Below are 24977 nucleotides of genomic sequence, written 5' to 3' on the forward strand. Positions count from 1 at the left end.
AACTCAGTGTTCCAGCAGGACAGTTCCGCAGTGCGTCCGCAGCTTCCGAAGTGGAAGCGTGTGGTGGGCGCAGCCATGATGCCGATCGTCGGCGCCGTCGCTCTCACCGCGTTCGGCGCCGGCCAGGCGCAGGCCGCGAGTTCCTTCTACAAGTGCGACAAGCCCAGCATGTCTGCGGCGAAGAAGAAGGTGACCTCGTACTGCTACAAGATCAGCAGCGTCGGCGGTAAGAAGGCGAGCAAGCACCGTGCCAAGGCGCTGTGCGACCAGGACCGTGGTTCGGGCCCGTTCATCCACTCGGTACAGGTCACGGTCCACGGGCCGTGGGTCGCGCTGGGCAAGAAGTCCTCTGTGACGTGCCCGCTCCGCTCGACGCTCATCATGGGGTACTCCGAGAAGAAGTAGCGCCCCCCCTGAGCAGTGAGGGAAACAGAGTGGCCCGCCGGAAGACCGGCGGGCCACTCTGTCGTGTCGGACGTCAGCGCTGTGCGATCAGCGCACGCCGCCCATCAGCTCCTGCACCTTCTTGCGGTACATGAACACCGCGATACCCGCGACCGCTGCCAGTCCTGCCTGCAGCGCGATGATGCCGGTGCCGTTGAGGTCCACGCCGGCCAGCGAGAGCAGACCGGTGGTGCAGTCACCCGCGGTGACCGCGAGGAACCAGACACCCATCATCTGGGACGCGTACTTCTGCGGCGCCATCTTCGTCGTGACGGAGAGGCCGACCGGCGAGAGGCACAGCTCACCGATGGTCTGGATCATGTAGATCGAGACCAGCCACATCGGCGACACCTTGCCGCCGTCGCCCGCCATGCCCATCGGGATGATGAAGACGAAGAAGGAGGCGCCGACGAGCACCAGACCCATCGCGAACTTCACGACGGTGCTGGGTTCCTGGTTCTTGCGGGCCAGCCACAGCCACAGCCAGGCGAAGACCGGGGCCAGCGCCATGACGTAGAGCGGGTTCAGGGACTGGTACCAGGTGGCCGAGAAGTCGATGCCGAGCACACTGCCGGCGGTCTTGCTGTCGGCGAAGAGCGACAGGGTGGAGCCACCCTGGTCGTAGATCATCCAGAAGACGGCGGCGGCCACGAAGAACCAGATGTAGCCGTTCATCTTCTTCTGCTCGGTACCGCTGAGGTCGCGGTCGCGCTTGATGCGGACGAGGACCGCCACCGGGATGACCAGACCGGCCAGCGTCAGCGGAACCAGCGCCCAGTTCAGCGTGTACACGCCGATCGCGATGATGACCCCGTAGAACACCGCGGCCGCGATGACGACGCCGAGGACCTTGACCAGGATCGAGCGGCGCTCCTCCGGGCTCAGCGGGTTCGGGACGACGCTGCTCTTCGGGCTCAGGTTGCGCGTGCCGATGAGGAACTGGAGCAGGCCCAGGCCCATGCCGACGGCCGCCAGAGCGAAGCCGAAGTGCCAGTTGTGCTCCTTGCCGACCGTGCCGATCACGAACGGGGCGACGAAGGCACCGACGTTGATGCCGATGTAGAAGAGCGTGAAGCCACCGTCACGGCGCGGGTCGTCCGGACCGTCGTAGAGGTGCCCGACCATCGTGGAGATGTTGGCCTTGAGCAGACCGGAGCCGATCGCGACGAGGATCAGGCCGACGAAGAACATCGCCTGGCCGGGGATCGCCAGCGAAAGGTGTCCGGCCATGATGACGAACCCGGCGACGGTGACCGTCTTGCGGGCACCCCAGACGCGGTCGCCGAACCAGCCGCCGGGCATGGCCATCAGATAGACCATGGACACGTAGACGGAGTAGATGGCCGTGGCCGTCGCCGCGGTCATCGCGAGACCGCCGCCCTGGCTGCCGGTTGCCGCGTCGGCACCGCCGGAGACCAGGTAGTACACCAGAAGGGCGCGCATGCCGTAGTAGGAGAAACGCTCCCACATCTCGGTCATGAAGAGAGTGGCCAGTCCGCGGGGGTGGCCGAAGAAGGTCTTCTGCGGGCCAGCAGTGCTGGCCGCGTCCTTCGTGAGGCTGGACGCCATGGGTCGATCCTCGTGGGGTCTCGGGGGCACGCCGCCGGGTTCGGGACGTGTCCCCTGTGGGGTCTGGCCGGCACCGGTGTCCTGCCGCCCTCCCCACGCCCTGGGGGATCTGGTGCGGCGGGCCCGGGATCCATGCCCGGCGCGCTTCTTGCGCGCAGGGCCCGGCCACAGGTCATTCCATGTCGACGCTGACACTCGTCAGCTCACACAGGAAAGGGACCTTCAGTGCGCGGTGCGCTGCAAAGGTCCCCCAGTAGTGCATCAGGCGTTGAGTCACCTTACGACACCACAGGGCGGGATATGGAAGGACTTGAGACATGGATCACAGGCCAGGAAGGAACCGCTGAGCGAATTCCAAGGCAATTCTCAGCTTCGCACCCCAGACCCGTAGGACGCGAACCCGGAGTATCAGGTTCCGTTCTGATCGCCGGGGCAGCGAGCCCTCGCGCGCGGTCAAGGCGGAGGTGATCTACGGCCGTTCCCCCCGCAGGCGTCCACCGGCGCGGACTACCATCACCCCATGACCCGTGTACTGCTCGCCGAGGACGACGCGTCCATCTCGGAGCCGCTGGCCCGCGCCCTGCGCAGGGAGGGATACGAGGTCGAGGTCCGCGAGGACGGGCCCACCGCGCTCGACGCCGGACTCCAGGGCAGCATCGACCTCGTCGTGCTCGACCTGGGGCTGCCCGGGATGGACGGCCTCGAAGTGGCCCGACGGCTGCGTGCCGAGGGGCACACGGTGCCGATCCTCATCCTGACCGCCCGCGCCGACGAGGTGGACACGGTCGTGGGCCTCGACGCGGGCGCCGACGACTACGTCACCAAGCCGTTCCGTCTCGCCGAACTGCTCGCCCGGGTCCGGGCCCTGCTGCGGCGCGGCTCCGCCGAGCCGAAGGAGGCGCCGGCCACGCACGGCGTCCGTATCGACGTCGAGTCGCACCGGGCCTGGATGGGCGAGGAGGAACTCCAGCTCACGGCGAAGGAGTTCGATCTCCTGCGGGTGCTCGTGCGGGACGCGGGGCGGGTCGTGACCCGGGACCAGCTCATGCGGGAGGTCTGGGACACGACGTGGTGGTCCTCGACCAAGACGCTCGACATGCACATCTCCTGGCTCAGGAAGAAGCTCGGCGACGACGCGGCGAATCCCCGGTACATCGCCACGGTGCGGGGTGTGGGTTTCCGCTTCGAAAAGAGCTGACCGATCCCCTGCGGGGCTTCGGCAAATCAAGCCCCTGCGGTGGTGCTGAGCGGGGCCTGGGCAAATCAAGCCCCTGCGGCGATTGAGCAGCGGGGTCCGGGGCGGAGCCCCGTGGCCTCAGCGCCGTAGGGGCTTCCCTGCCGATCGCGGCCTCAGCGCCGTCGTGGTTGCTCGCGCAGTTCCCCGCGCCCCTGAAGGCGCACTTCGTGCGCCCCAGGGGCCCGCTGGTCGCGCCCCGCGGTGGAGCCGCTGAACGGATACCGCCTGGCCCCGGGGCGGAGCCCCCATGGCCAGCTGATCCGGGACACTGAGGGGCATGCGTCGCCGTCTGATCAATTCCACGCTCGCCGTCGTGCTCGTCGTGATCGCCGTGTTCGGGGTGAGCCTCGTCATCGTCGAGACCCGGACCATCACCAACAGCGCCCGGGAACGGGTGGAGTCGGAGGCGGTGCGGCTCGCCTCCATCGTGGACAGCCGGCTGCTCAGTGACGAGAAGGTCACCGTCGGCATCCTCAAGGACCAGGTCGCCATCGAGGAGCGGTACGCCGTCATCGAGATGCCTGGCCACCCGCCCCTCGAACTCGGCGAGAAGCCCGAGGGCGACGTCATCGCGTACACCGCGCCGGGGGAGCAGGGCGAGAAGGTCACCGTCGAGGAGCCCCGCTCGGCCGTCACCCAGGAGGTCGGCCGCACCCTGCTGATCATCGCCGGGGTCGCCCTGCTCGCCGTCGTCGCGGCCGTGCTGCTCGCCGTCCGCCAGGCCAACCGGCTGACCTCCCCGCTCACCGACCTCGCCTCCACCGCGGAGCGCCTCGGCTCCGGCGACCCCCGCCCCCGCCACAAGCGCTACGGCGTCCCCGAGCTGGACCGCGTCGCCGACGTCCTCGACGGCTCCGCCGAACGCATCGCCCGCATGCTCACCGCCGAGCGGCGCCTGGCCGCCGACGCCTCGCACCAGCTGCGCACCCCTCTCACGGCGCTGTCCATGCGTCTGGAGGAGATCACGATGACGGACGACCTGGACGAGGTGAAGGAGGAGGCGACGATCGCGCTGGCGCAGGTCGAGCGGCTCACCGACGTCGTCGAGCGGCTGCTCACCAACTCGCGCGACCCGCGCACCGGCTCGGCCGTCTCCTTCGACCTGGACGAGGTCATCAAGCAGCAGCTGGAGGAGTGGCGCCCCGCCTACCGCAGCGCGGGCCGCGCCATCGTCTCGTCCGGCAAGCGGCATCTGACGGCCGTCGGCACCCCGGGCGCCGTCGCCCAGGTCCTCGCCGCGCTGATCGAGAACTCGCTCATGCACGGCGGCGGCACCGTCGCCCTGCGCACCCGCGTCACCGGCAACCAGGCGGTCATCGAGGTCACCGACGAGGGGCCCGGAGTCCCCTCCGAGCTGGGCTCGCGGATCTTCGAGCGGACCATCTCGGGCCGCAACTCGACCGGCATCGGCCTGGCCGTCGCCCGCGACCTCGCCGAGGCGGACGGCGGCCGCCTGGAGATGCTGCAGGCGTCCCCGCCGGTCTTCGGCCTGTTCCTGTCGCGCACCCCGATGCGGAAGAACCAGGACGGCGACGAGGCCGGGCACACCATCCGGTAGCGGACCGGGACTGCGGCTACTTCACGCGGTGGACGCTGCGGTCCCGCTGCTCAAGGAACGATTCGGCACTGGCCACGGCCTCCCGCGCCGGCAGCGCCCGGAACACCCAGGTCCGGTACGACCAGAAGCGGAACAGGGTCGCCAGACCCATGCCGAGGAACTTGAAGACGTTGCTCTGCAGCGGGCTGTCCCAGCCGAACCCGTACGTCGCCACGTACAGGACCCCGTTCTCGATCACCAGGCCCACCGCGCTGAACAGCAGGAACAGCGTCATCTCCTTCGCGCGGCCGCTCTTGTCCCGGTCGCGGTACGTGAAGTAGCGGAACCCCACGTAGTTGAAGGCGATGGCGACGACCGTCGCGATCACGCTGGCCCGCACGACCTGGAGGTCCGTGCCGTGGCGCATCAGGTTGAAGACGCCGAAGTTCACCAGGACGCCGAGCGCGCCCACGACCCCGAACTTGGCGATCTCCCGGAACAGTACGGCGAAGCGCCCGCGCAGCCCGCTCGGTCCGGACGGGGGAGTTCGCTCCGTGGTCGCTGTCATGGTGCCGCCTCAGCCCCCGTAGTCCCCGCGAAATGGTCGGGCGGTCGGTCACAACCGCCCCGTCCATGCTAGCCAGCGACCCCCGTGAACGCCGGGAGACGCCCGGTGTGGAGGTTCCTCCAAAAGGTCGCCCGTGCGGGAACCGGCCGATTGGCCGATACCCTGAGGGTGTGACGTTTCCGGTAGTCGGCATGGTCGGCGGCGGCCAGCTCGCTCGTATGACACACGAAGCAGGCATCCCGCTCGGCATCAAGTTCAAGCTCCTCAGTGACACTCCTCAGGATTCCGCGGCGCAGGTCGTCAGCGAGGTCGTCGTCGGCGACTATCGCGACCTGGACACGCTGCGCGAGTTCGCGCGCGGCTGTGACGTGATCACCTTCGATCACGAGCACGTGCCCACCGAGCACCTGAAGGCCCTGGAGGCGGACGGCATACCCGTGCGCCCCGGACCCGACGCGCTCGTGCACGCCCAGGACAAGGGCGTCATGCGGGAGAAGCTCACCTCCATCGGCGTGCCCTGTCCGCGCCACCGCATCGTGACCGGCCCCGCCGACGTCACCGCGTTCGCGGAAGAGGGCGACGGTTACCCCGTCATCCTCAAGACCGTGCGCGGCGGCTACGACGGCAAGGGCGTCTGGTTCGTGCGCTCCGAGGCGGACGCCGCCGACCCCTTCAAGGCCGGCGTGCCGGTCCTCGCCGAGGAGAAGGTCGACTTCCGCCGCGAGCTCGCGGCCAACGTCGTCCGCTCCCCGCACGGCCAGGCCGTCGCTTACCCCGTCGTCGAGTCCCAGCAGGTCGACGGCGTCTGCGACACCGTGATCGCCCCGGCCCCCGACCTCGACGAGGCCCTCGCGGGCGAGGCCCAGGAGCTGGCGCTGCGCGTCGCCCAGGAGCTCGGCGTCGTCGGCCACCTCGCGGTCGAGCTGTTCGAGACCCGCGACGGCCGCATCCTCGTCAACGAGCTGGCGATGCGCCCGCACAACTCCGGCCACTGGACCCAGGACGGCGCGATCACCTCGCAGTTCGCCAACCACGTGCGGGCCGTCCTCGACCTGCCGCTCGGCGACCCGCGCCCCCGCGCGACCTGGACCGTCATGGCCAACGTCCTGGGCGGCGACTACCCGGACATGTACAGCGCCTACCTGCACTGCATGGCCCGCGACCCCCAGCTCAAGATCCACATGTACGGCAAGGACGTGAAGCCCGGACGCAAGGTCGGCCACGTCAACACCTACGGCGACGACCTCGACGACGTGCTGGAGCGCGCCCGTCACGCAGCCGGATACCTGAGAGGGACCATCACCGAATGAGCCCCGAGAGCCCCTCGCGCCCCGTCGTCGGCATCGTCATGGGGTCGGACTCCGACTGGCCCGTCATGGAGGCCGCGGCCAAGGCCCTGGACGAGTTCGAGATCCCCTATGAGGTCGACGTCGTCTCCGCGCACCGCATGCCGCACGAGATGATCGCGTACGGCGAGCAGGCCGCGGGCCGCGGCCTCAAGGCGATCATCGCCGGCGCCGGCGGCGCCGCCCACCTGCCGGGCATGCTCGCCTCGGTGACCCCGCTGCCCGTCATCGGCGTCCCCGTCCCGCTCAAGTACCTCGACGGCATGGACTCCCTGCTCTCCATCGTGCAGATGCCCGCCGGCGTCCCCGTCGCCACCGTCTCGGTCGGCGGCGCGCGCAACGCGGGCCTGCTCGCCGCCCGCATGCTCGCCGCGCACGACGAGGACCTCCTCGCCCGCATGCGCGAGTTCCAGCAGGAGCTCAACGACCAGGCCACCGAGAAGGGCAAGCGCCTGCGGTCCAAGGTCGAAGGCGCGGGCGCCGGCTTCGGCTTCGGGAAGTGAGCGGCATGACCGTCACACCCGAGGCCCTGGAGCAGGCCCGCGCCCTCCTCGCCGACTTCCCGGTCGTCGACGGGCACAACGACCTGCCGTGGGCGCTGCGCGAGCAGGTCACGTACGACATCGACGCGCGCGACATCGCCGCCGACCAGAGCGCCCACCTGCACACCGACCTGGCCCGCCTGCGGGCCGGCGGTGTCGGCGCCCAGTTCTGGTCCGTGTACGTCCGCTCGGACATGGCCGGCGACACGGCGGTCAGCGCCACGCTGGAGCAGATCGACTGCGTCGACCAGCTGATCGCCCGCTACCCGGCCGACCTGCGCGCCGCGCTCACCGCCGCCGACATGGAGGCCGCCCGCGCCGAGGGCCGCATCGCCTCCCTCAAGGGCGCCGAGGGCGGCCACTCCATCAACAACTCGCTGGCCACGCTCCGCGCCCTGTACGCGCTCGGCGTGCGCTACATGACGCTCACCCACAACGACAACATCGCGTGGGCGGACTCGGCGACGGACGAGCCCGCCGTCGGCGGCCTGACCGCGTTCGGCCGCGAGGTCGTGCGCGAGATGAACCGCGAGGGCATGCTCGTCGACCTCTCGCACGTCGCCGCCACCACGATGCGCGCGGCGCTCGACGTGAGCGAGGCGCCGGTGATCTTCTCGCACTCGTCCTCGCGCGCCGTCTGCGACCACCCGCGCAACATCCCGGACGACGTCCTCGCCCGCCTCAAGGACAACGGGGGCGTGGCCATGGCGACCTTCGTGCCGAAGTTCGTCCTCCAGGCCGCCGTCGACTGGACGGCGGCCGCCGACGAGAACCTGCGCGCCCACGGCTTCCACCACCTCGACACGTCCCCCGAGGCGATGAAGCTGCACCGCGCCTTCGAGGAGGCGCGCCCGCGCCCGGTCGCCACCGCCGCCACCGTCGCCGACCACCTCGACCACATGCGCGAGGTCGCCGGCGTCGACCACATCGGCATCGGCGGCGACTACGACGGCACCGCGTTCACCCCCGACGGCCTCGACGACGTCTCCGGCTACCCGAACCTGATCGCGGAGCTCGTCACCCGAGGCTGGTCCCGGGACGACCTCGCCAAGCTCACCTGGCGCAACGCGGTCCGTGTGCTCGGCGACGCCGAGTCCGTCGCCCGCGACCTCCAGGGCAGGCGGGGCCCGTCGAACGCGACGCTGGAACAGCTCGACGCGTAGGGCATCGCAGGGCATTTCCTGAGGAACGGGTGAGGGCGCCGGAAATTCGGCGCCCTCACCCGTTCGCGCTACTCACCGCGAAACCCTGCCGCACCGCGTGCCACGGTGGTCCGAACGCTTCACCGAATTAAGCAGGACCCTCATGGCAGAACTGCAGGATCACATCAGCGCCCCCGCCGAGGCCGGCGAGCTCGACCAGCCCGCCCCCCACCCGGCCCCGCCCCCACCGGTCCCCACCACCCCCGACCCGGCCCAGGCCCACGAGCTGCTCGCGCGACACCCCATAGCCGACGGCTACAGCGGCCTCCTCCAAGCCCTGCGCACCCTGCCCTGGTACGACCTGGAGCTGGGCGAGAGCGCCGTCGAGACCGACCTGCCCCGGCTGCGCGCCGGCGGCACCGGCGCCCTCCTGTGGGCGCTGCACATCGCGGGCGAGCGGCCCGTCACCAGCGCCCTCGAACAGATCGACCTCGTCAACCACGTCGTCGACCGCTACCCCGAGGGCCTGCGCCTGGCCCGCTCCGCGTCCGAGACCGCCGACGCCCGCGCCCACGGCCGCACCGCCGTCCTCATCGGACCCGCCCCCGCCGAAGCCGCCGGGGACTCCCTCGGCACCCTGCGCGCCCTGCACGCCCTCGGCCTGCGCGCCCTCACCCTCAGCGGCACCGCATGGGCCTGCGACACCGGCCTGAACCGGTTCGGCGAGGAGATCGTCCGGGAGATGAACCGGCTCGGCATGCTCGTCGACCTCACCGGCGCGTCCCCCGCGACCGCCCGGCAGGTGTTCGCCGTCTCCAAGGCCCCGGCGATCCTCACCCGGTCCGCCGCCCAGGCCCTCAACCACCACCCCGACAACGCCCCGGACGAGCTGCTCGCCGCCCTCGGCGCGTCCGGCGGCCTGTGCCTCGTGCCCTGCTCCGCCGACCGCACCGGACCCGCGCTCCGCGACGTCGCCGACCACCTCGACCACGTACGCGAGATCGCGGGACCCGGCGCCGTCGGCCTCTCCGGCATGTTCGACACCGCGACCGCGCATCCCGAGGGCCTCGAAGACGTCTCCGGCTACCCCGCGCTCATCGGCGAGCTCATCGAACGCGGCTGGCCCGAGACCGACCTCGCCCAGCTCACCTGGGGCAACGTCCAACGGGTGCTGCGCGCCGCCGAGTTCACCGCCCGCGCCGCGCACCACCGCGGGACCCCGCCCACGGGCTCGCCCCGGATCTAGCGCCCCGCCAGGTCAGACACGACCTAGCAGGCGCAGAGGCAGAACGGGTGCCCGGCCGGATCGGCGTACACACGCCACGTCCGTCCGGGCTCCCCCGTGTCCAGGAGCCGCGCCCCGAGAGCCAGCACCTCCTTCTCGGCCGCGTCCAGGTCCTCGACCCTGAGGTCGAGGTGGAACTGCTGCGAGCCGTCCGCCGCGGGCCAGGCCGGCGCCACGAACCCGGGCGCCCCCTGGAACGCGAGCGCCCGCCCGTCCGGCGCCGTCACGTCCACCCAGTTCCCCTCGTCGCCCGTCACGCTGCCGCCGAGCACCGCAGCGTAGAACTCCGCGAGCGGACGCGGTTCGGGACAGTCCAGCACCACGGTGCCGAGCTTCGCGCGCCGCTACAGAGCGAAATAGCCCCTGGGAGGCACGCGAAGCGTGCCTCCCAGGGGCGCGGGGCGCGACCACGGTCAACGCCCCTGGTGGCGCACGGAGTGTGCCTCCCAGGGGCGCGGGGAACTGCGCGACCAGCCACGACGAAGCCGCACCCGGCGACGAAACCGGTGAAGCCGCGGCGCGCAGCCGTGACCGGCGACCGAGCGGAGCGACTAAGCAGACGGCCGCCCCATCGCCCGGTACGTCCACCCGGCCTCCCGCCACACCACGGGATCCAGCGCGTTCCGCCCGTCCAGAATCACCCGCTCGGCAGCGACAGCGCCCAGCTCCGCAGGATCCAGCTCCCGGAACTCCCGCCACTCGGTCAGGTGCAGCACGACATCCGCCCCCCGCACCGCCTCCAGCGCGGAGTCCGCGTACCCCAGCGTCGGGAAGAGCCGCCGCGCGTTCTCCATCCCCTTCGGGTCGTACACGGTCACCTGACCGCCCTGGAGATGAATCTGCCCGGCGACGTTCAGCGCCGGCGAGTCCCGCACATCGTCCGAGTCCGGCTTGAACGCGGCGCCGAGCACGGCCACCCGCTTGCCGAGGAACGCCCCGCCCCCCAGCGCCTCCCGCGCCATCTCGACCATCGCCCCGCGCCGCCGCATGTTCACGGAGTCGATCTCGCGCAGGAACGTCAGCGCCTGGTCGGCGCCCAGCTCGCCGGCCCGCGCCATGAACGCCCGGATGTCCTTCGGCAGACAGCCGCCGCCGAACCCGATCCCGGCCCGCAGGAACTTGTGCCCGATCCGGTCGTCGTACCCGATCGCCTCCGCGAGCTTGGCGACGTCACCGCCCGCGGCCTCGCACACCTCGGCCATCGCGTTGATGAACGAGATCTTGGTCGCCAGGAACGAGTTCGCCGAGGTCTTCACCAGCTCGGCCGTCGGATAGTCCGTCACCACGAACGGCGTGCCCTCGGCGACCGGCGTCGCGTACACCTCGCGCAGCAGCTTCTCGGCCCGCTCCCCGCGCACGCCGACCACGATCCGGTCCGGGTGCAGGGTGTCGTCCACGGCGAAGCCCTCGCGCAGGAACTCCGGGTTCCAGGCCAGCTCGACGCCCTCGGGCAGCAGCCCGGCCAGCCGCTCCGCGGAGCCGACCGGCACGGTGGACTTGCCGACGACGAGCGCGCCGGGCTTCAGATGCGGCGCCAGCGCGCCGAAGGCCGAGTCGACGTACGACATGTCGCACGCGTACTCACCGTGCTTCTGCGGCGTGTTCACACACACGAAGTGGACGTCGCCGAACTCCGCGACCTCCGCGAAGTCCATCGTGAAGCGCAGCCGCCCGCTGGACCCCTCGATCCCCGCGACGTGCTTGCGCAGCAGCTCCTCGAGGCCGGGCTCGTACATCGGGACCTCGCCCCGCGTGAGCATCTCGATCTTCTCGGGGACGACATCGAGCCCGAGCACCTCGAAGCCGAGCTCGGCCATCGCCGCGGCGTGCGTGGCGCCGAGGTATCCGGTGCCGATCACGGTGATCTTCAAAGGCATGACGAGGAGCTCCAGAGGGTGTCGGTGCCAGGGTGCTGCCAGTACTTCTCTTACTTCTCTGCTCTGCGGTGGTGCCGCGACGCGCGCCCGAGCATAGTCGGGGTATGCGGAGCTCCCCGAGGGGGCAAGTTGTGGCTGTCGCGTAGCTCACGTATCCGTCGTGCGGGCCGCGCCCTAAGATTTGGGTTACTTAACGGTAATTAGCGTCGCTTGGAGTGAGAGACCTTGGCCGGATCGGCTGATTTCGACCTGTACCGCCCGTCCGAGGAGCACGACATGCTCCGCGACACGATCCGGGCGCTGGCCGAGGCGAAGATCGCCCCGCACGCCGCCGCCGTCGACGAGGACGCGCGCTTCCCCCAGGAGGCGCTCGACGCCCTCGTCGCGTCGGACCTCGCCGCGATCCACGTGCCGGAGGCCTACGGCGGCGCCGGCGCCGACGCGCTCGCCACGGTCATCGTGATCGAGGAGGTCGCCCGCGTCTGCGTCTCGTCCTCCCTGATCCCGGCCGTGAACAAGCTGGGCTCGCTCCCCGTCATCCTCTCCGGTTCCGAGGAGCTGAAGAAGAAGTACCTGGGCCCGCTGGCCAAGGGCGACGCGATGTTCTCGTACTGCCTCTCCGAGCCGGACGCGGGCTCGGACGCCGCCGGCATGAAGACCCGCGCGGTCCGCGACGGCGACTCTTACGTCCTCAACGGCGTGAAGCGCTGGATCACCAACGCGGGCGTCTCCGAGTACTACACGGTCATGGCCGTCACCGACCCCGAGAAGCGCTCGAAGGGCATCTCCGCCTTTGTCGTCGAGAAGTCCGACGAGGGCGTCTCCTTCGGCGCCCCGGAGAAGAAGCTCGGCATCAAGGGCTCCCCGACCCGCGAGGTCTACTTCGACAACGTCCGCATCCCCGCGGACCGCATGATCGGCGCCGAGGGCACCGGCTTCGCCACCGCGATGAAGACCCTCGACCACACCCGCATCACCATCGCCGCCCAGGCCCTCGGTGTGGCCCAGGGCGCCCTCGACTACGCCAAGGGCTACGTCCAGGAGCGCAAGCAGTTCGGCAAGCCGATCGCCGACTTCCAGGGCATCCAGTTCATGCTCGCGGACATGGCGATGAAGATCTCCGCCGCCCGCGCCCTGACCTACCAGGCCGCCGCCGCCTCCGAGCGCGGCGACGCCGACCTCACGTACCTGGGCGCCGCCGCCAAGTGCTTCGCCTCGGACATCGCGATGGAGGTCACCACGGACGCCGTCCAGCTCCTCGGCGGCTACGGCTACACCCGCGACTACCCGGTCGAGCGCATGATGCGCGACGCCAAGATCACGCAGATCTACGAGGGCACGAACCAGGTCCAGCGCATCGTGATGGCGCGCAACCTGCCGTAGCGCGCGACGGAACGACAGAGCAGGGGCGTCCGGGTGACCGGGCGCCCCTGCCCGCTTTATGGCGCCCCTTCAGGTCTTCCCGGAGGTCGGCCGGAGTCGGCCGGAAGGATTCACGCACCCGAACGCGGGGCAGGCGACCGGCGGACGTGCGGAACCCCGCGCGGGCTCCCGCACGTCCTTGTCCGTGGACAGCAGAGGTCGCGCGCGAGGGGGAAGCGGCGTGGAGCAGTCGGGGTCGGTCCTGGCCGAGCGGATCGCGGAGCGGAGAAGAGGCGTCGGCGACCCGCGTGCGCTGGTCGGCGAGATGAGGCGCTCGGTGCTGCTCGTGCCGGTGTCCGGCGGCGGACTCTGGTCGGTGCGTTCCGGCGGAGTGCGCTGGGTGTGCGGGTTCACGGACGAGGAGGCGCTCGCCCGGTTCGCGGAACTGCGCACGGGCCGTGACCGGCCCATGGAGTACGCGGCGCTCCTGGGCGCGCGGATCGTCGACGAGGTCGTGCCCTCGCTGGACGAGCCGGGCGGCCTCGCCGTGGACGTCGCGACCGAGGACGGGTCGATGTTCTTCCCGCCGGTAGTCGGCATCGTTCCGGACAGCGCGGCGGTCGACGCCGGCGTGCCGCGGGGAGGGGACGCCCGTGGGCGGTGAAGCGGGCGATCTGCATTTCGGCAAGGAAGCCGTCGCCAAGTTCACCAAGGGCGTCGGCGCGACCATCGATCAGCTCGGCGAACTGGGCGGCGCCACCGGCTCGGTGATGGGCAAGGGCTTCTCGGAGCTTTCGATGACGGGGATGGAGACCGGGCACCACGGGCTCTCCGTCGACTTCGAGGACTTCTGCGAGCGCTGGGAGTGGGGCGTGCGGGCCCTGGTGCGCGACGCCAGTGAGCTGGCGAACCGGCTCGGCCTGGCCGCGGGCACCCAGTGGGAGCACGACCAGTACGTCGAGGGCGCCCTGAAGGTGGGCGTCAACTCGGTGATGGGCGGCAGCCCGTACGCCAGCGAGGAGGACATCGCGAAGCAGGGCTGGGGCGAGGTGTTCAAGCCGGATGCCCTGGACCCGGACTGGAGCGCCGAGTCGTGGGACAAGGCGGGGCAGGAGATGGGCCAGACCTGGAAGGACACCGGCCGCGCCGTTCTCACCGAGGGGCAGGGCGGGCAGCGTTCGGAGGTGCTCAAGGACGCGCTCGGCATCTCCGACGACGACTGGAACCAGGCACTGGACGACACCTTCGGCCCGTCGCCCGAGGAACGCGCCCAGCAGCAGAGCGAATCCGGGGGGAACTGACCGTGGGTATCGGCGACATCGTCAGTGACATCACGCCGGACGTGGTCGAGGACGCGGTCGAGGACGGCGTCGAGTGGGCCGGCAACCGCGTCGAGGACGTGGGCAACTGGACGGCCGACCGGCTCGACGACGTCGGCTGGGAGTCCGGTGCGGACTGGGTCCGCGAGCAGTCCCGCTCGGTCGCCAACCGGATGGGCGCCGAGGTCGACGAGATGGATCTCGGGCAGACCGAGGACAAGACCAAGCTCGTCTACGGCAGTCCGGGCACCCTGCGCGACCGGGCGAAACAACTGCGCGGCTTCCAGAAGGCGTTCGACACGACCGGCGACGGCATCAAGGGGCTGTCGTCCACGGAGCTGAAGGGTGAGGCGGCCGAGGCGCTGAAGAAGGCGGTGTCGAAGCAGCCGCCCAAGTGGTTCACCGGCGCGGACGCGTGCGAGAAGGCCGCGGGCGCGGTGGAGAGCTTCGCGGAGACGGTCACCTGGGCGCAGTCGCAGGCGCAGACGGCGATCGACAAGTGGAAGGAGGGCACCAAGGCGTCGGAGGCCGCCGCCGACGCGCACCGCAAGAAGGTCGACGACTTCAACAAGGCAGTCGACAAGTACAACGCGCAGCCCGCCGACCAGCGCGACCCGTCGACCCTGCCGCCCCGGCCCGGCGAGACGTTCGAGGACCCCGGCAAGAAGCTGATGCAGGAGGCGCAGGACATCCTGGCGGAGGCGCGCAAGCAGCGGAACACCGCCGCGGCGACCGCGTCCACGGCGGTCAAGGCCGCCCGTGACCTGGCCCCGGAGAAGCCCGACTACGGGGAGCAACTGCGCGACGGCGCGCAGGAGATGCAGATCATGGGCGACCATGTGGGTGGCGGCATCATCAAGGGCGCCGCGGGCATCGTGAACTTCGCGCGTGCGCTCAATCCCACGGACCCGTACAACATCACGCACCCGGCCGAGTACGTCACCAATCTGAACAGCCTGGCCGCGGGGATCGTGGTCGCCGCCAACGACCCGGTGGGCACGGGCAAGAAGATGGTCAGCGACTTCATGAAGGATCCCGCCGAGGGCTTCGGGCGGCTGATCCCCGACCTCGCGCTGACCGTGGCCACCGGCGGTGGCGGCGCCGCGGCCAAGGGCGCGCGCCTCGCGAAGGAGGCGGCCGACGCGGCGAAGGCCGGGCGGGTCGCGGACGACCTGGCCGACGCGGGCAAGGCGCGCAGGGCGCTCGACGAGGACCCGGAGGGCAGCCACGACACCCCGGACGGCGACCGCGACCAGGGCGGCGACCCGGTCGACCTCGCCACCGGAAAGATGTACCTGCCGCAGACCGACGTGGCCCTGCCGGGCATCCTGCCCCTGGTCTTCTCCCGCCGCACGGAGTCCGGTTGTGCCGTGGGCCGGTTCATGGGGCCCGCGTGGACGTCCACGGTCGACGAGCGCCTGGAGGTCGACGCGGTCGGCGTCCTGCACGTCACCGCCGAGGGGCTCCTCGTCGCGTACCCGCACCCCGTGCCCGGCATCGCCACCCGGCCCGTGTCCGGCACCGCCCGTACCGAGCTGACGAGGGATGCCGACGGCGACTACACGCTGACCGATCCCGACAGCGGTCTCGTCTTCCGCTTCGACGCCCCGCAGGGCGGTGAACCGGGCGGCGACGGCCCGGCCTGGCTGTCCTGCGTGACCGAGCGCAACGGCCACTTCGTCACCGTCGAGCGCGCCGAGGACGGAGTGCCCTCGGCCCTGGTCCACTCGGCGGGCCACCACGTGAAGCTGTCCCTCACCGACGGCCTGCTGACGGGCCTGTCGCTCGCGGGCGCCGGTGCGGGCGGCGCGGACCTGCCGCTGATGGGCTACGGCTACGAGGACGGGAACCTCACCAGGGTCATCAAGCCGTCCGGAGCTGTCACCGCCTTCGAGTACGACGAGCGGCGCCGTGTCACGGCGTGGATCGACTCCAACAACAGCCGCTACGACTACGTGTACGACGATCGCGACCGCGTCGTCTCCGAGGGCGGCGAGGCGGGGCACGTCCAGATCACGCTCGCGTACACGGACCCGGATCCGGAGTCGGGGCGCACCACCACGACGGTCACCACGGCCGAGGGGCACGCGACCCGGCACGTGTTCGGTCCGGGCTGCCGGCTGGTGGAGCTGACCGATCCGCTGGGCCACACGACCCGGTACTCGTACGACGAGCGCGGCAGGCAGCGTACGCGCACCGATCCGCTGGGCCTGACCACGCACTTCACGTACGACGAGGAGGGCCGGCTCGTCGCGGCCACCCGGCCCGACGGCAGTGAACTGCGCACCGTACGGGGCCTGTTCGGGCTGCCGGTGGAGGTTGTCCAGGCGGACGGGACACGGACGGTGCACGCGTACGACGAGCGCGGCAACCGCACGGCCACCACCGATCAGGCCGGCTCCACCACGCGCCACGGCTACGACCACGCCGGACGCCTCACCTCCGTCACCGACGCGCTCGGCGCGACCACGCGGGTGGTGTGCGACGCGGCGGGGCTGCCCGTGCAGGTGACCGGCCCGACCGGCGACGTCACCCGTACCGAGCGCGACGCGCTCGGCCGCCCCGTCAGGATCACCGACCCGATGGGCGGCGTGACCACCTTCGTCTGGGACGCCGACGGGCAGCTCGCGCACCGCACGGGCCCCGACGGCGCCACCGAGTCGTGGACCTACGACGGCGAGGGCAACTGCCTGACCCACACCGACGCCGCGGGCGGCGTCACCTGCTTCGAGTACACCCACTTCGACCTGCCGCTCGCCCGCACCGGACCCGACGGGGTGCGCTACGAGTTCGAGCACGACGCGGAGCTGCACCTCACCCGCGTCACCAACCCGCAGGGCCTGACCTGGGACTACACGTACGACGCGGCCGGCAACACCGTCGCCGAGAGCGACTTCGACGGACGCACGCTCACCTACCGGCTCGACGCGGCAGGCCGGCTCGCCGCACGCACGGACGCGCTCGGCGGCACGATCGCCTTCGAGCGCGACCGGCTCGGCCAGGTGATCCGCAAGGACGTCGACGGGCAGGTGACGACGTACGCCTACGACGGCGCGGGACGCCTCCTGGAAGCGGTCGGCCCGGACAGTGACCTGCGGTACCAGTACGACCGCCGGGGCCGGGTCAAGACGGAACTGGTGGACGGCCGTCCGATGGTGTACACCTACGACGCCTTGGGCCGCCGCAGGCGCCGCACCACCCCGACCGGTCATGTCACCTCGTACGCCTACGACGCGGGCGGCAGGCCCGAGCGGCTGACGACGGGCGGGCGCGAGGTCGACTTCCGGCACGACGCGGCGGGCCGGGAGCTGGCCCGCGTCCTCGGCGGCGCGGTCACGGTGACCTCGGCCTGGGACGAGGCCGGACGCCTCGCCGAGCAGCACGTCACCGCGGGTGCGCGGGCCGTCAACAGCCGGGCCTACGCGTACCGTGCCGACGGGCACCTGGTGGCGGTGGCGGACCGGTTGTCGGGCAAGCGCACCTTCGACCTCGATCGGGCCGGGCGGGTCACCGCCGTGCATGCCCAGGGCTGGACGGAGCGGTACGCGTACGACGCGGCGGGCAACCAGTCCTCGGCGTCCTGGCCGTCCCGGCACCCGGGCGCCGAAGCGACGGGGGAGCGGGCCTACTCCGGCACCACGATCACCCGGGCCGGCGGGGTGCGGTTCGAGCACGACGCGCTCGGCCGGGTCACGCTCCGCCAGAAGACCCGTCTGTCCCGCAAGCCCGACACCTGGCGCTACACCTGGGACACGGAGAACCGCCTGACCTCCGTCACCACCCCCGACGGGACGCGCTGGCGCTACCGGTACGACCCGCTGGGCCGGCGCACCGCGAAGCAGCGGCTGGCGCCCGAGGGGGAGAGCGTGGTGGAGGAGACCCGGTTCACCTGGGACGGCCTCACCCTGTGCGAACAGACCAGCCACCGGCCGGACAGCCCGACCACGGTCGCCCTCACCTGGGACCACCGGGACGTCGTCCCCCTCACCCAGACCGAGCGCATCCTCGACGCCGGCGGCGGCCAGGAGGAGATCGACCGCCGCTTCTTCGCCATCGCGACGGACCTGGTCGGCACGCCCACCGAACTCGTCGACGAGTCGGGCGACATCGCCTGGCGGTCCCGCTCCACCCTGTGGGGCACCACGGCGTGGGCCCGCGACAGCGGCGCGTACACCCCGCTGCGCTTTCCCGGCCAGTACTTCGACCCCGAGACGGGCCTGCACTACAACTACTTCCGCCACTACGACCCCGAGACCGGCCGCTACACCTCCCCGGACCCCCTGGGCCTCGCCCCGGCCCCGAACCCGGTCGCGTACGTGGGCAACCCGCACGCGGGGTGCGACCCGTTGGGGCTGATGCCCAAGTACACGAAGGAGGAGAAGGCCCAGAAGCGGGTCGACAAGGTCTTGGACGAGGTCGCCGAGCGGGCGAAGAACGGCGAGTTCAAGAAGCACGCCGACTACCACGGGGACTCGGGGCACGGTTTCACCGACGAAAAGGTCCTGGAGATCCTCAAAAACCCTGATGCCGTGTATCAGTCACAGGGCCAGGCGGGGAACTTCATCTACCGCAAGGACAACGACATCGCCGTGGTCTACGGCCCCGGCTCCAAGCAGGGTCAGGCCATCACGGCGTACGGGGAGTCGGGGCTCAAGGGCGAGACCGGGGCGAAGGCACTCGGCGGCAGCCCGTCCGACCCGGGCAAGCCGGTGACTCACGAGGACATCGTCGAGGGCAGAATTCCCGGCAAGTTCGGCAACCTGGCCCCTGGAGTGCAGATCAGATGAGGCGCGCATGACCGCGAAACTGTCGTTCGACGGCGCTTGGCAGGCGGAGGTGACGGGCGATCCGCTGTCCGCCACTCCCCGCTTCACGGGCGATTCCGTGGAAGTTCCGGGGTACGCGGACGCGAAGGAACAGCAGCGGTTCCTCGCGGGCACCTTCGGAAGCGGGCCCGTGCTGTGGGACGCGCCCGACACTCTCCGGTTCGACCCGGAGAGCCGGAAGCTCGTCGGTGTCGAGCTGCAACTGCCGTACAGCACCGCCTACTCCGAGGTCTCCGACCGTGTGCCCGAGCTGCCCGAGGTGCGGCCGGGCGGGCTGCTCGCGGCGGAGGCCGAGGGCTTCCGGCACGAGATGTGCTCGGTGCTCTGCCGGACCCCCGGTGACGGCGTGCTGGTCTGCCTCCGCGGCCTCGACGTCCTCGACGCGCCGCTGGACGCGCGGATCGGCATCGCCCCCGACGTGGCGCTGCTCGTGCAGCGCGGCGCCGTTGTGGGCTGGACCGTCACGGACCCGGCGCGGTATCTGACCACGCCGTACCGCGCCCCCGACCCGGAGCCGCCCGCGCCGGCCACCCGACGGATGCTCAGCGAGTGCCTGGACCTGATGACCGAGCCGGTCGTCGACGATCTCGTGGACGGCGACCCCGCCGCCGTGGCCCGCCTCCGGGCGGCCGACGAGGCGCTGCGCACCCAGCGGGAGGACCCGAACCGGGCCGCGGCCCTGCGCGAGCTCATTGCCCAGTACGTGGAGGACTACGGCGGCGGCGACGGTACGCGGATCTGACCAGCCTGTACCGCGACCCCGACCCGGAGTCGCCCGCGCCCCGGCATCTGCTGAGCGACTGCCTGGACCTGCTCACGGAGCCCGTGGCCGACGACCTGGTGGACGGCGAGCCGGGCGCGGTGGCCCGGCTCAGGGCCGTGGACGAGGAGCTGCGTGGCCGGCGGGAGGACCGGCGCAGGGCCGCGGCCCTGCGCGAGCTCATCGCCCGGTACGTCGAGGACTACGGGGACGGGTGACCCCGGTCAGTCGCTGGTGACCGTGACCTTCTCGTCGTTGTTGAACTGCTCGACGAGCTGCTTGACCTTGGCCTTGTCCCACAGGAGGTTGCCGCCGACCGAGCCGTTGACCGGCATGTTCATGGACTTGCCGTCGCCGCCGGAGACCGACTTCATCGCCATGAACATCGAGCCCAGGTCCCACAGGCTCATGTCCTTGTCGACGACCAGGGAGTCCAGGCCCGCGCCCATCGTGGGGTAGAGCTTGAACGGGTTCATGACCGTCGACGGGGACGCCACCTTGTGGGCCAGGGCGGCGAGGAAGGCCTGCTGGTTCTTGGTGCGCTGGAGGTCGGAGGCGGCGAAGGCGTGGCGGGTGCGGACGAAGGCGAGGGCCTGCTGGCCGTTGAGGGTCTGCTTGCCCTTCTCGAAGTTCGCCCCGGACCACTTGTCCTTGAAGCCGTCCTTGAGGTCCATCTCGACGCCGCCGACCGCGTCCACGATGTTCGCGAAGCCGGCGAAGCCGATCTCCGCGTAGTGGTCGATGTGCAGGCCGGTGTTGGACTCGACGGTGCGGACGAGGAGCTCGGGGCCGTCCTCCGCGTAGGCGGCGTTCAGCTTCACCTGGCGGCCGGTGCCCGGGTAGAGCTTGCCGGACTCGGCGCCCTTGAAGGACGGGATCGTCACGTTCGAGTCGCGCGGGAGGGAGACGAGGGTGTCGCCGTTGTCACCCACGTGCAGGATCATCATCGTGTCCGTGCGCTTGCCCTCGGCAGAGCCGGTGTGCAGCTTCTTCTTCTGCTCGTCGGTCATGCCTTCGCGGCTGTCGGTGCCGACGATCAGGTAGTTCGTGCCGTCGCCGGCCTCGGGGCGGTTGATGACCTTGGACAGGTCGACGTCCCGGTGCAGCTTGGAGTCGGCCCAGAAGTACGTGGCGATGCTGGTGACGCCGACGACGGCGACGACCGTGATGACGCCCCACTTGATGCGCTTGCCCCAGTTGGCGGGGCGGGCCGGGCGGCCGGTGGGCGGCCCGTAGTCGTCACCGCCGCCGCCTCCGCGCGGGGCGCGGCTCTGCTGGCCGTAGACCTGGCCCGTGTTGTAGCCGCTGTCGTAGGACGGCTCGTCGCGGTACCGGTCGCCGTAGCCGTCGTCGTACGCGGACGGGGGCTGCTGCGGGGGCACCGGTCGCTGCACCTGGCGCATCGAGCGCACGCCCTCGGGGCGTGCGCTGGCGCTGCCTCGGCCGTAGCCGCCGCGCGGGCCGCCGCCCTGCCTGTCGCTCCACCCGTCGGGCCAGTCATTCATACGGCCCAGTGTGCCGTGCGGGGGTACGTGCCTTACAGGGCGGTGGGTAAATCGGACCGGGGCTGTTGCAGAGCTGACACAAACGGGCCCCGCATATGGTGGGTGCCATGACAGACCAGGCCCACGGCACGGAATCCGAAATTCCGGGCAAGCCGACTTCCGCTTCCCGCACGACGTTGTCGCACATCATGACGCACAACGACACCAACCTCCTCGGTACGGTGCACGGCGGCGTGATCATGAAACTCGTGGACGACGCGGCGGGAGCCGTGGCCGGACGGCACTCCGGCGGGCCCGCGGTCACCGCGTCCATGGACGAGATGGCGTTCCTGGAGCCGGTCCGGGTCGGGGACCTCGTGCATGTGAAGGCGCAGGTGAACTGGACCGGGCGGACCTCGATGGAGGTCGGCGTGCGGGTCCTCGCGGAGAGGTGGAACGAGTCGACGCCGCCGCAGCAGGTGGGCTCGGCGTACCTGGTGTTCGCCGCGGTGGACGCCGACGGCAAGCCGCGGGCCGTGCCGCCCGTGGAGCCGGAGACGGACCGTGACCGGCGTCGGTACCAGGAGGCCCAGATCCGGCGCCAGCACCGCCTGGCCCGGCGCCGCGCCATCAAGGAGCTGCGCGCGAAGTCCGCCCCGGAAGAGGACTGATCCCGCCGTAGCTCCGAGGCTTTCGCCGCTGGGTGCGGTTCGGTGGGGCTTCTCGCGCCCCGCGGCGCAGTCGCTGATGTCACAGCCCCGCGCCCCTGAAGGCCTGCGGCTCCGCCGCGCCTTCATAGGGGAGCCGGGCGTCGGGGAAACGCGCCCGAAGGGCTGCATTTCAGGGGCGCGGGGAACTGCGCGAGAAGCCCATCGGACCCGCACCCGGCAGCGCTCAGCCGCACACCACCTCGTCGCCCGTCACCGCGCCGAACTCGCCCTGATAGGCGTCCTCGGCCCGCACCTGCTGAACCCCCTTGTAGTCCTTCCCGGCGACGACCTTGAGCATGGCCCCCTGGCCCTTGACCGGCTTGAGGCGGGCGCCGGGGAGGGCGGCGGCGAGGGACTTCGCGGAGCGGTCCCAGCGCGGGTCGTAGAGGACGAGGGTGTGCGCGGCGACGGCGCCGCCCGACGCGTTGACGGGGGCGCCCGACGTGCGGAAGCCCGTCTTCTTCAGTGCCTTGTCGACCTTCATGCCGAGCCCGGAGGTCCGCGTCCCGTTCTCGACCTGCACCCGGATCTGCTGCGGCGAGACGCCGACGACCTTGGCCTTCTTCTTCTTGTGGTGCGCGGAGAGCGGCTCGTCCTCGCGCAGGGCGTCGAAGAGCTTGCGGGACTTGACCGGGTCCCACTTCACGGTGGAGCCGATGCCCTTGACCGGGTAGCTCATGTCACCGATCGGCACGGTCGTGAACTCCGACGAGGACGGCGAGAAGTTCCGCATGGCCTCGGCGAGGTCGACCATCTCGTTCGTGCCGAAGCCCTTGTCGGCCCGGACCGAGCTGAGCAGCGTACGGGCGACCTCGCGGAACTTGACCGGGTTCAGGAGCACCCCGGACGAGGTCGTCGCGGAGATCAGGGAGGCGAGGAAGCGCTGCTGGCGCTGCATGCGGCCCAGGTCGCTGGCGCTGTCGGCGTGCCGGGAGCGCACGTACTGGAGGGCCTGCCCGCCGTTCAGCTTGTGGGAGCCGACGCCGAGGTCCAGCCCGGTGTACGAGTCCTTGAGGGGCTTGGCGGTGCAGACCTCGACGCCGCCGAGCACGTCGACGGTCCGCATGAAGCTGGTGAAGTCGACCTCCAGATAGTGGTCGATCTTGACGTGCGTCATGTTCTCGACGGTGCGCACGGTCAGCTGCGGCCCGCCCTCCGCGTACGCCGCGTTGATCTTGACCGGGTGGGCGTGGTGCTTCTCACCGGTGGTGCGGTCGGTGTGGGGCGGCATCTCCGCGTAGGAGTCGCGGGGGAGGGAGACGACGGAGGCGCGGTCGTGGTCGGCGGAGATGTGCACGATCATCACGGTGTCCGTGCAGTGGCAGGGGGCGCCCCCGAGCCGGTACTTCTTCTTCTCGGCCGGGGTGATCTTGTCGCGGCCGTCGGTGCCGACGAGCAGCACGTTCGTGCCGTGCCCGGCCGCCGGGCGGTTCTTCATGTCCTTGAAGGGGTCGATGCGGTCGATGCCGCTGTCCAGGCTGGTCACGAGCGCGTGCCCGATGCCGGCCGCGGCGAGCACGGTGACGGAGAACGTGGTCGCCACCCGCATGGCCCACCGGGGCCGTCTCCTGCGCATCGGCCGCACCGGTCGGCGGCCCTGCCCCGGCCGCGGGGGACGCGGCGGGCGGGCGGGGGAGCGGGGCGGCGTGGGCACGGGGGGACACCTCCGCGACGGCGGGCGTGGGATCCTGAGCACCGTAGGCCGATACGATCTCCTGCCCGCGGTAGCGACCCGGGCGGCGCGCGTCGGTGTCCCCCATTAGCGGTAACGTGAACGGCGAAGCCGCACCTCCGGGGCCCGGCCGACCGGACCCCCGGCACCCGGCCGAGAACAGGACCCCCGGCCGTGAAAGACGAGATGGATACCCAGAACGCACCTTCCGACGGGCAGCTCCCGGCGGTCTCCGTGATCATGCCCATCCTCAACGAGGAGCGGCATCTGCGGGAGGCGGTCGAGGCGATCCTGGCGCAGGAGTACGGCGGCGAGATGGAGGTCGTGCTCGCGCTCGGCCCGTCGGCGGACCGTACGGACGAGATCGCCGCGCGGCTCGTCGCCGAACACCCCCGCGTGCACACGGTGCCGAACCCCACGGGCCGTACGCCCGCCGCGCTGAACGCGGCGATCAAGGCGTCCCGGCACCCGGTCGTGGTCCGCGTCGACGGGCACGCCGCGCTCTCCGCCGGCTACATCGAGACCGCGGTGCGGCTCCTGGAGGAGACCGGCGCGATGAACGTGGGCGGCATCATGCACGCCCAGGGCACCAACGCCTGGGAACAGGCCGTCGCCGCCGCGATGACCTCCAAGATCGGCGTGGGCAACGCGGCGTTCCACACGGGCGGCGAGGCGCAGCAGGCCGAGACGGTCTACCTCGGTGTCTTCCGGCGCGAGGCGCTGGAGCGGCAGGGCGGGTACAACGAGGAGTTCATCCGCGCCCAGGACTGGGAGCTGAACTTCCGGATCCGTGAGGCGGGCGGGCTCATCTGGTTCTCGCCCGAGCTGAAGGTCTCCTACCGGCCGCGCCCGAGCGTGAAGGCGCTGGCCAGGCAGTACAAGGACTACGGGCGCTGGCGGCACGTAGTCGCCCGCTACCACGCGGGCTCGATCAACCTGCGCTACCTCGCCCCACCGGCCGCCGTGTGCGCGATCGCGGCGGGCACGGTCGTGGGCGCGGCCCTGACGCCGTGGGGCTTCGTGATCCCGGGCGGCTACCTCGCGGCGATCCTCGCGGGCTCCGTCCCGGCGGGCAAGGGTCTGCCGCTGAAGGCGCGCGCCCAGATCCCCGTCGCCCTCGCCACGATGCACATGTCGTGGGGCTGGGGCTTTCTGACCAGCCCGAAGTCGCTGGCGAAGAAGGTCATCGCCTCGCGCCGGCCCGCCGTGCTCGGCGACGGCAAGGCGAAGAGCGCCGCCAACTAGCGCACGGGGCGCGGGAGTTCACCTCCCGCGCCCCGTGGCGCGTGTACGGCCC

The 24977-nt window shown here is 71.1% G+C and carries 21 protein-coding genes; 15 read left to right on the forward strand and 6 right to left on the reverse strand.

Annotated features, from left to right (window positions below; all coding sequences use genetic code 11):
• The first annotated feature begins 63 nt into the window (after positions 1 to 63).
• Positions 64 to 405 (forward strand): hypothetical protein, encoded by a 342-nt coding sequence (locus tag IAG42_RS21070; RefSeq protein ID WP_188338520.1) that lies wholly within the window; start codon positions 64 to 66, stop codon positions 403 to 405.
• Positions 406 to 492: 87 nt separating this feature from the next.
• On the opposite strand, the gene IAG42_RS21075 is transcribed toward IAG42_RS21070, so the two are convergent.
• Positions 493 to 2013 carry a peptide MFS transporter gene (locus IAG42_RS21075; RefSeq protein ID WP_188338521.1) on the reverse strand — a complete coding sequence of 507 codons (1521 nt, stop codon included), beginning with the start codon at positions 2011 to 2013 and terminating at the stop codon, positions 493 to 495.
• A 520-nt stretch (positions 2014 to 2533) separates the two neighbouring features.
• On the opposite strand from IAG42_RS21075, the gene IAG42_RS21080 reads away from it, so the two are divergent.
• Entirely contained in the window at positions 2534 to 3211 is a 678-nt protein-coding gene (locus IAG42_RS21080) for a response regulator transcription factor (RefSeq protein ID WP_188338522.1), read from the forward strand.
• Between the two features lie 316 nt (positions 3212 to 3527).
• Positions 3528 to 4808, forward strand: a complete 1281-nt coding sequence (locus IAG42_RS21085; protein ID WP_188338523.1) for an ATP-binding protein — start codon at positions 3528 to 3530, stop codon at positions 4806 to 4808.
• A 16-nt stretch (positions 4809 to 4824) separates the two neighbouring features.
• Here IAG42_RS21085 and IAG42_RS21090 read toward each other — a convergent pair whose 3' ends face one another.
• Positions 4825 to 5355: a GtrA family protein gene (locus IAG42_RS21090; RefSeq protein WP_188338524.1), complete on the reverse strand. Its 531-nt coding sequence runs from the start codon at positions 5353 to 5355 to the stop codon at positions 4825 to 4827.
• A 191-nt stretch (positions 5356 to 5546) separates the two neighbouring features.
• Between IAG42_RS21090 and IAG42_RS21095 the strand changes: the two genes are divergently transcribed.
• From IAG42_RS21095 to IAG42_RS21110, 4 genes are all read left to right on the forward strand, one after another.
• Positions 5547 to 6665 carry a 5-(carboxyamino)imidazole ribonucleotide synthase gene (locus tag IAG42_RS21095; protein ID WP_384629227.1) on the forward strand — a complete coding sequence of 373 codons (1119 nt, stop codon included), beginning with the start codon at positions 5547 to 5549 and terminating at the stop codon, positions 6663 to 6665.
• Positions 6662 to 7204 (forward strand): 5-(carboxyamino)imidazole ribonucleotide mutase, encoded by a 543-nt coding sequence (gene purE / locus IAG42_RS21100; protein ID WP_188338526.1) that lies wholly within the window; start codon positions 6662 to 6664, stop codon positions 7202 to 7204. Before IAG42_RS21095 ends, purE begins: the two co-directional genes overlap by 4 nt.
• Before the next feature lie 5 nt (positions 7205 to 7209).
• Positions 7210 to 8406, forward strand: a complete 1197-nt coding sequence (locus tag IAG42_RS21105; RefSeq protein WP_188338527.1) for a dipeptidase — start codon at positions 7210 to 7212, stop codon at positions 8404 to 8406.
• Between the two features lie 142 nt (positions 8407 to 8548).
• The gene (locus tag IAG42_RS21110; RefSeq protein WP_188338528.1) at positions 8549 to 9631 is read left to right on the forward strand and encodes a dipeptidase; all 1083 of its coding nucleotides are present in this window, start codon (positions 8549 to 8551) and stop codon (positions 9629 to 9631) included.
• Positions 9632 to 9654: 23 nt separating this feature from the next.
• Here IAG42_RS21110 and IAG42_RS21115 read toward each other — a convergent pair whose 3' ends face one another.
• Both IAG42_RS21115 and IAG42_RS21120 read right to left on the reverse strand, forming a co-directional pair.
• Positions 9655 to 9993, reverse strand: coding sequence for a VOC family protein (locus tag IAG42_RS21115; RefSeq protein WP_188338529.1), 339 nt, complete (start codon positions 9991 to 9993; stop codon positions 9655 to 9657).
• Between the two features lie 228 nt (positions 9994 to 10221).
• Positions 10222 to 11547, reverse strand: a complete 1326-nt coding sequence (locus IAG42_RS21120) for a UDP-glucose dehydrogenase family protein (RefSeq protein ID WP_188338530.1) — start codon at positions 11545 to 11547, stop codon at positions 10222 to 10224.
• A gap of 225 nt (positions 11548 to 11772) precedes the next feature.
• Here IAG42_RS21120 and IAG42_RS21125 point away from each other — a divergent pair, with 225 nt between their 5' ends.
• The 6 genes from IAG42_RS21125 (at position 11773) to IAG42_RS21150 (ending at position 20032) form a co-directional block, all read left to right on the forward strand.
• Positions 11773 to 12930 carry an acyl-CoA dehydrogenase family protein gene (locus tag IAG42_RS21125; RefSeq protein ID WP_188338531.1) on the forward strand — a complete coding sequence of 386 codons (1158 nt, stop codon included), beginning with the start codon at positions 11773 to 11775 and terminating at the stop codon, positions 12928 to 12930.
• A gap of 220 nt (positions 12931 to 13150) precedes the next feature.
• Positions 13151 to 13573, forward strand: a complete 423-nt coding sequence (locus tag IAG42_RS21130) for a hypothetical protein (RefSeq protein WP_188338532.1) — start codon at positions 13151 to 13153, stop codon at positions 13571 to 13573.
• Positions 13563 to 14210, forward strand: a complete 648-nt coding sequence (locus IAG42_RS21135; RefSeq protein WP_188338533.1) for a hypothetical protein — start codon at positions 13563 to 13565, stop codon at positions 14208 to 14210. The genes IAG42_RS21130 and IAG42_RS21135 overlap by 11 nt, the downstream gene beginning before the upstream one ends.
• A gap of 2 nt (positions 14211 to 14212) precedes the next feature.
• Complete coding sequence (locus tag IAG42_RS21140; RefSeq protein ID WP_188338534.1) at positions 14213 to 19015, forward strand: putative T7SS-secreted protein; 4803 nt, start codon at positions 14213 to 14215, stop codon at positions 19013 to 19015.
• A 7-nt stretch (positions 19016 to 19022) separates the two neighbouring features.
• Entirely contained in the window at positions 19023 to 19796 is a 774-nt protein-coding gene (locus IAG42_RS21145) for a hypothetical protein (RefSeq protein WP_188338535.1), read from the forward strand.
• An 83-nt stretch (positions 19797 to 19879) separates the two neighbouring features.
• A complete protein-coding gene (locus IAG42_RS21150; RefSeq protein ID WP_188338536.1) occupies positions 19880 to 20032 on the forward strand; it encodes a hypothetical protein in 153 nt (50 codons plus the stop codon).
• A gap of 6 nt (positions 20033 to 20038) precedes the next feature.
• Here IAG42_RS21150 and IAG42_RS21155 read toward each other — a convergent pair whose 3' ends face one another.
• Positions 20039 to 21319, reverse strand: a complete 1281-nt coding sequence (locus IAG42_RS21155) for an LCP family protein (protein ID WP_188338537.1) — start codon at positions 21317 to 21319, stop codon at positions 20039 to 20041.
• A 107-nt stretch (positions 21320 to 21426) separates the two neighbouring features.
• Between IAG42_RS21155 and IAG42_RS21160 the strand changes: the two genes are divergently transcribed.
• Entirely contained in the window at positions 21427 to 21969 is a 543-nt protein-coding gene (locus IAG42_RS21160; RefSeq protein ID WP_188338538.1) for an acyl-CoA thioesterase, read from the forward strand.
• Between the two features lie 223 nt (positions 21970 to 22192).
• On the opposite strand, the gene IAG42_RS21165 is transcribed toward IAG42_RS21160, so the two are convergent.
• On the reverse strand, positions 22193 to 23662 hold the full coding sequence (locus tag IAG42_RS21165) for an LCP family protein (protein ID WP_188338539.1): 1470 nt from the start codon (positions 23660 to 23662) through the stop codon (positions 22193 to 22195).
• Positions 23663 to 23866: 204 nt separating this feature from the next.
• On the opposite strand from IAG42_RS21165, the gene IAG42_RS21170 reads away from it, so the two are divergent.
• On the forward strand, positions 23867 to 24925 hold the full coding sequence (locus IAG42_RS21170) for a glycosyltransferase family 2 protein (protein WP_188338540.1): 1059 nt from the start codon (positions 23867 to 23869) through the stop codon (positions 24923 to 24925).
• The last annotated feature ends 52 nt before the right edge of the window (positions 24926 to 24977 follow it).

The sequence above is a fragment of the Streptomyces xanthii genome, from assembly GCF_014621695.1.
Taxonomy (GTDB): domain Bacteria; phylum Actinomycetota; class Actinomycetes; order Streptomycetales; family Streptomycetaceae; genus Streptomyces; species Streptomyces xanthii.

Coding starts and splice junctions, on each gene's coding strand:
- IAG42_RS21075 (WP_188338521.1), bottom strand. CDS start 2,013: ATGGCGTCCAGCCTCACGAAGGACGCGGCCAGCACTGCTGGCCCGCAG.
- IAG42_RS21080 (WP_188338522.1), top strand. CDS start 2,534: ATGACCCGTGTACTGCTCGCCGAGGACGACGCGTCCATCTCGGAGCCG.
- IAG42_RS21085 (WP_188338523.1), top strand. CDS start 3,528: ATGCGTCGCCGTCTGATCAATTCCACGCTCGCCGTCGTGCTCGTCGTG.
- IAG42_RS21090 (WP_188338524.1), bottom strand. CDS start 5,355: ATGACAGCGACCACGGAGCGAACTCCCCCGTCCGGACCGAGCGGGCTG.
- IAG42_RS21095 (WP_384629227.1), top strand. CDS start 5,547: ATGGTCGGCGGCGGCCAGCTCGCTCGTATGACACACGAAGCAGGCATC.
- purE (WP_188338526.1), top strand. CDS start 6,662: ATGAGCCCCGAGAGCCCCTCGCGCCCCGTCGTCGGCATCGTCATGGGG.
- IAG42_RS21105 (WP_188338527.1), top strand. CDS start 7,210: ATGACCGTCACACCCGAGGCCCTGGAGCAGGCCCGCGCCCTCCTCGCC.
- IAG42_RS21110 (WP_188338528.1), top strand. CDS start 8,549: ATGGCAGAACTGCAGGATCACATCAGCGCCCCCGCCGAGGCCGGCGAG.
- IAG42_RS21120 (WP_188338530.1), bottom strand. CDS start 11,547: ATGCCTTTGAAGATCACCGTGATCGGCACCGGATACCTCGGCGCCACG.
- IAG42_RS21145 (WP_188338535.1), top strand. CDS start 19,023: ATGACCGCGAAACTGTCGTTCGACGGCGCTTGGCAGGCGGAGGTGACG.
- IAG42_RS21155 (WP_188338537.1), bottom strand. CDS start 21,319: ATGAATGACTGGCCCGACGGGTGGAGCGACAGGCAGGGCGGCGGCCCG.
- IAG42_RS21160 (WP_188338538.1), top strand. CDS start 21,427: ATGACAGACCAGGCCCACGGCACGGAATCCGAAATTCCGGGCAAGCCG.
- IAG42_RS21170 (WP_188338540.1), top strand. CDS start 23,867: ATGGATACCCAGAACGCACCTTCCGACGGGCAGCTCCCGGCGGTCTCC.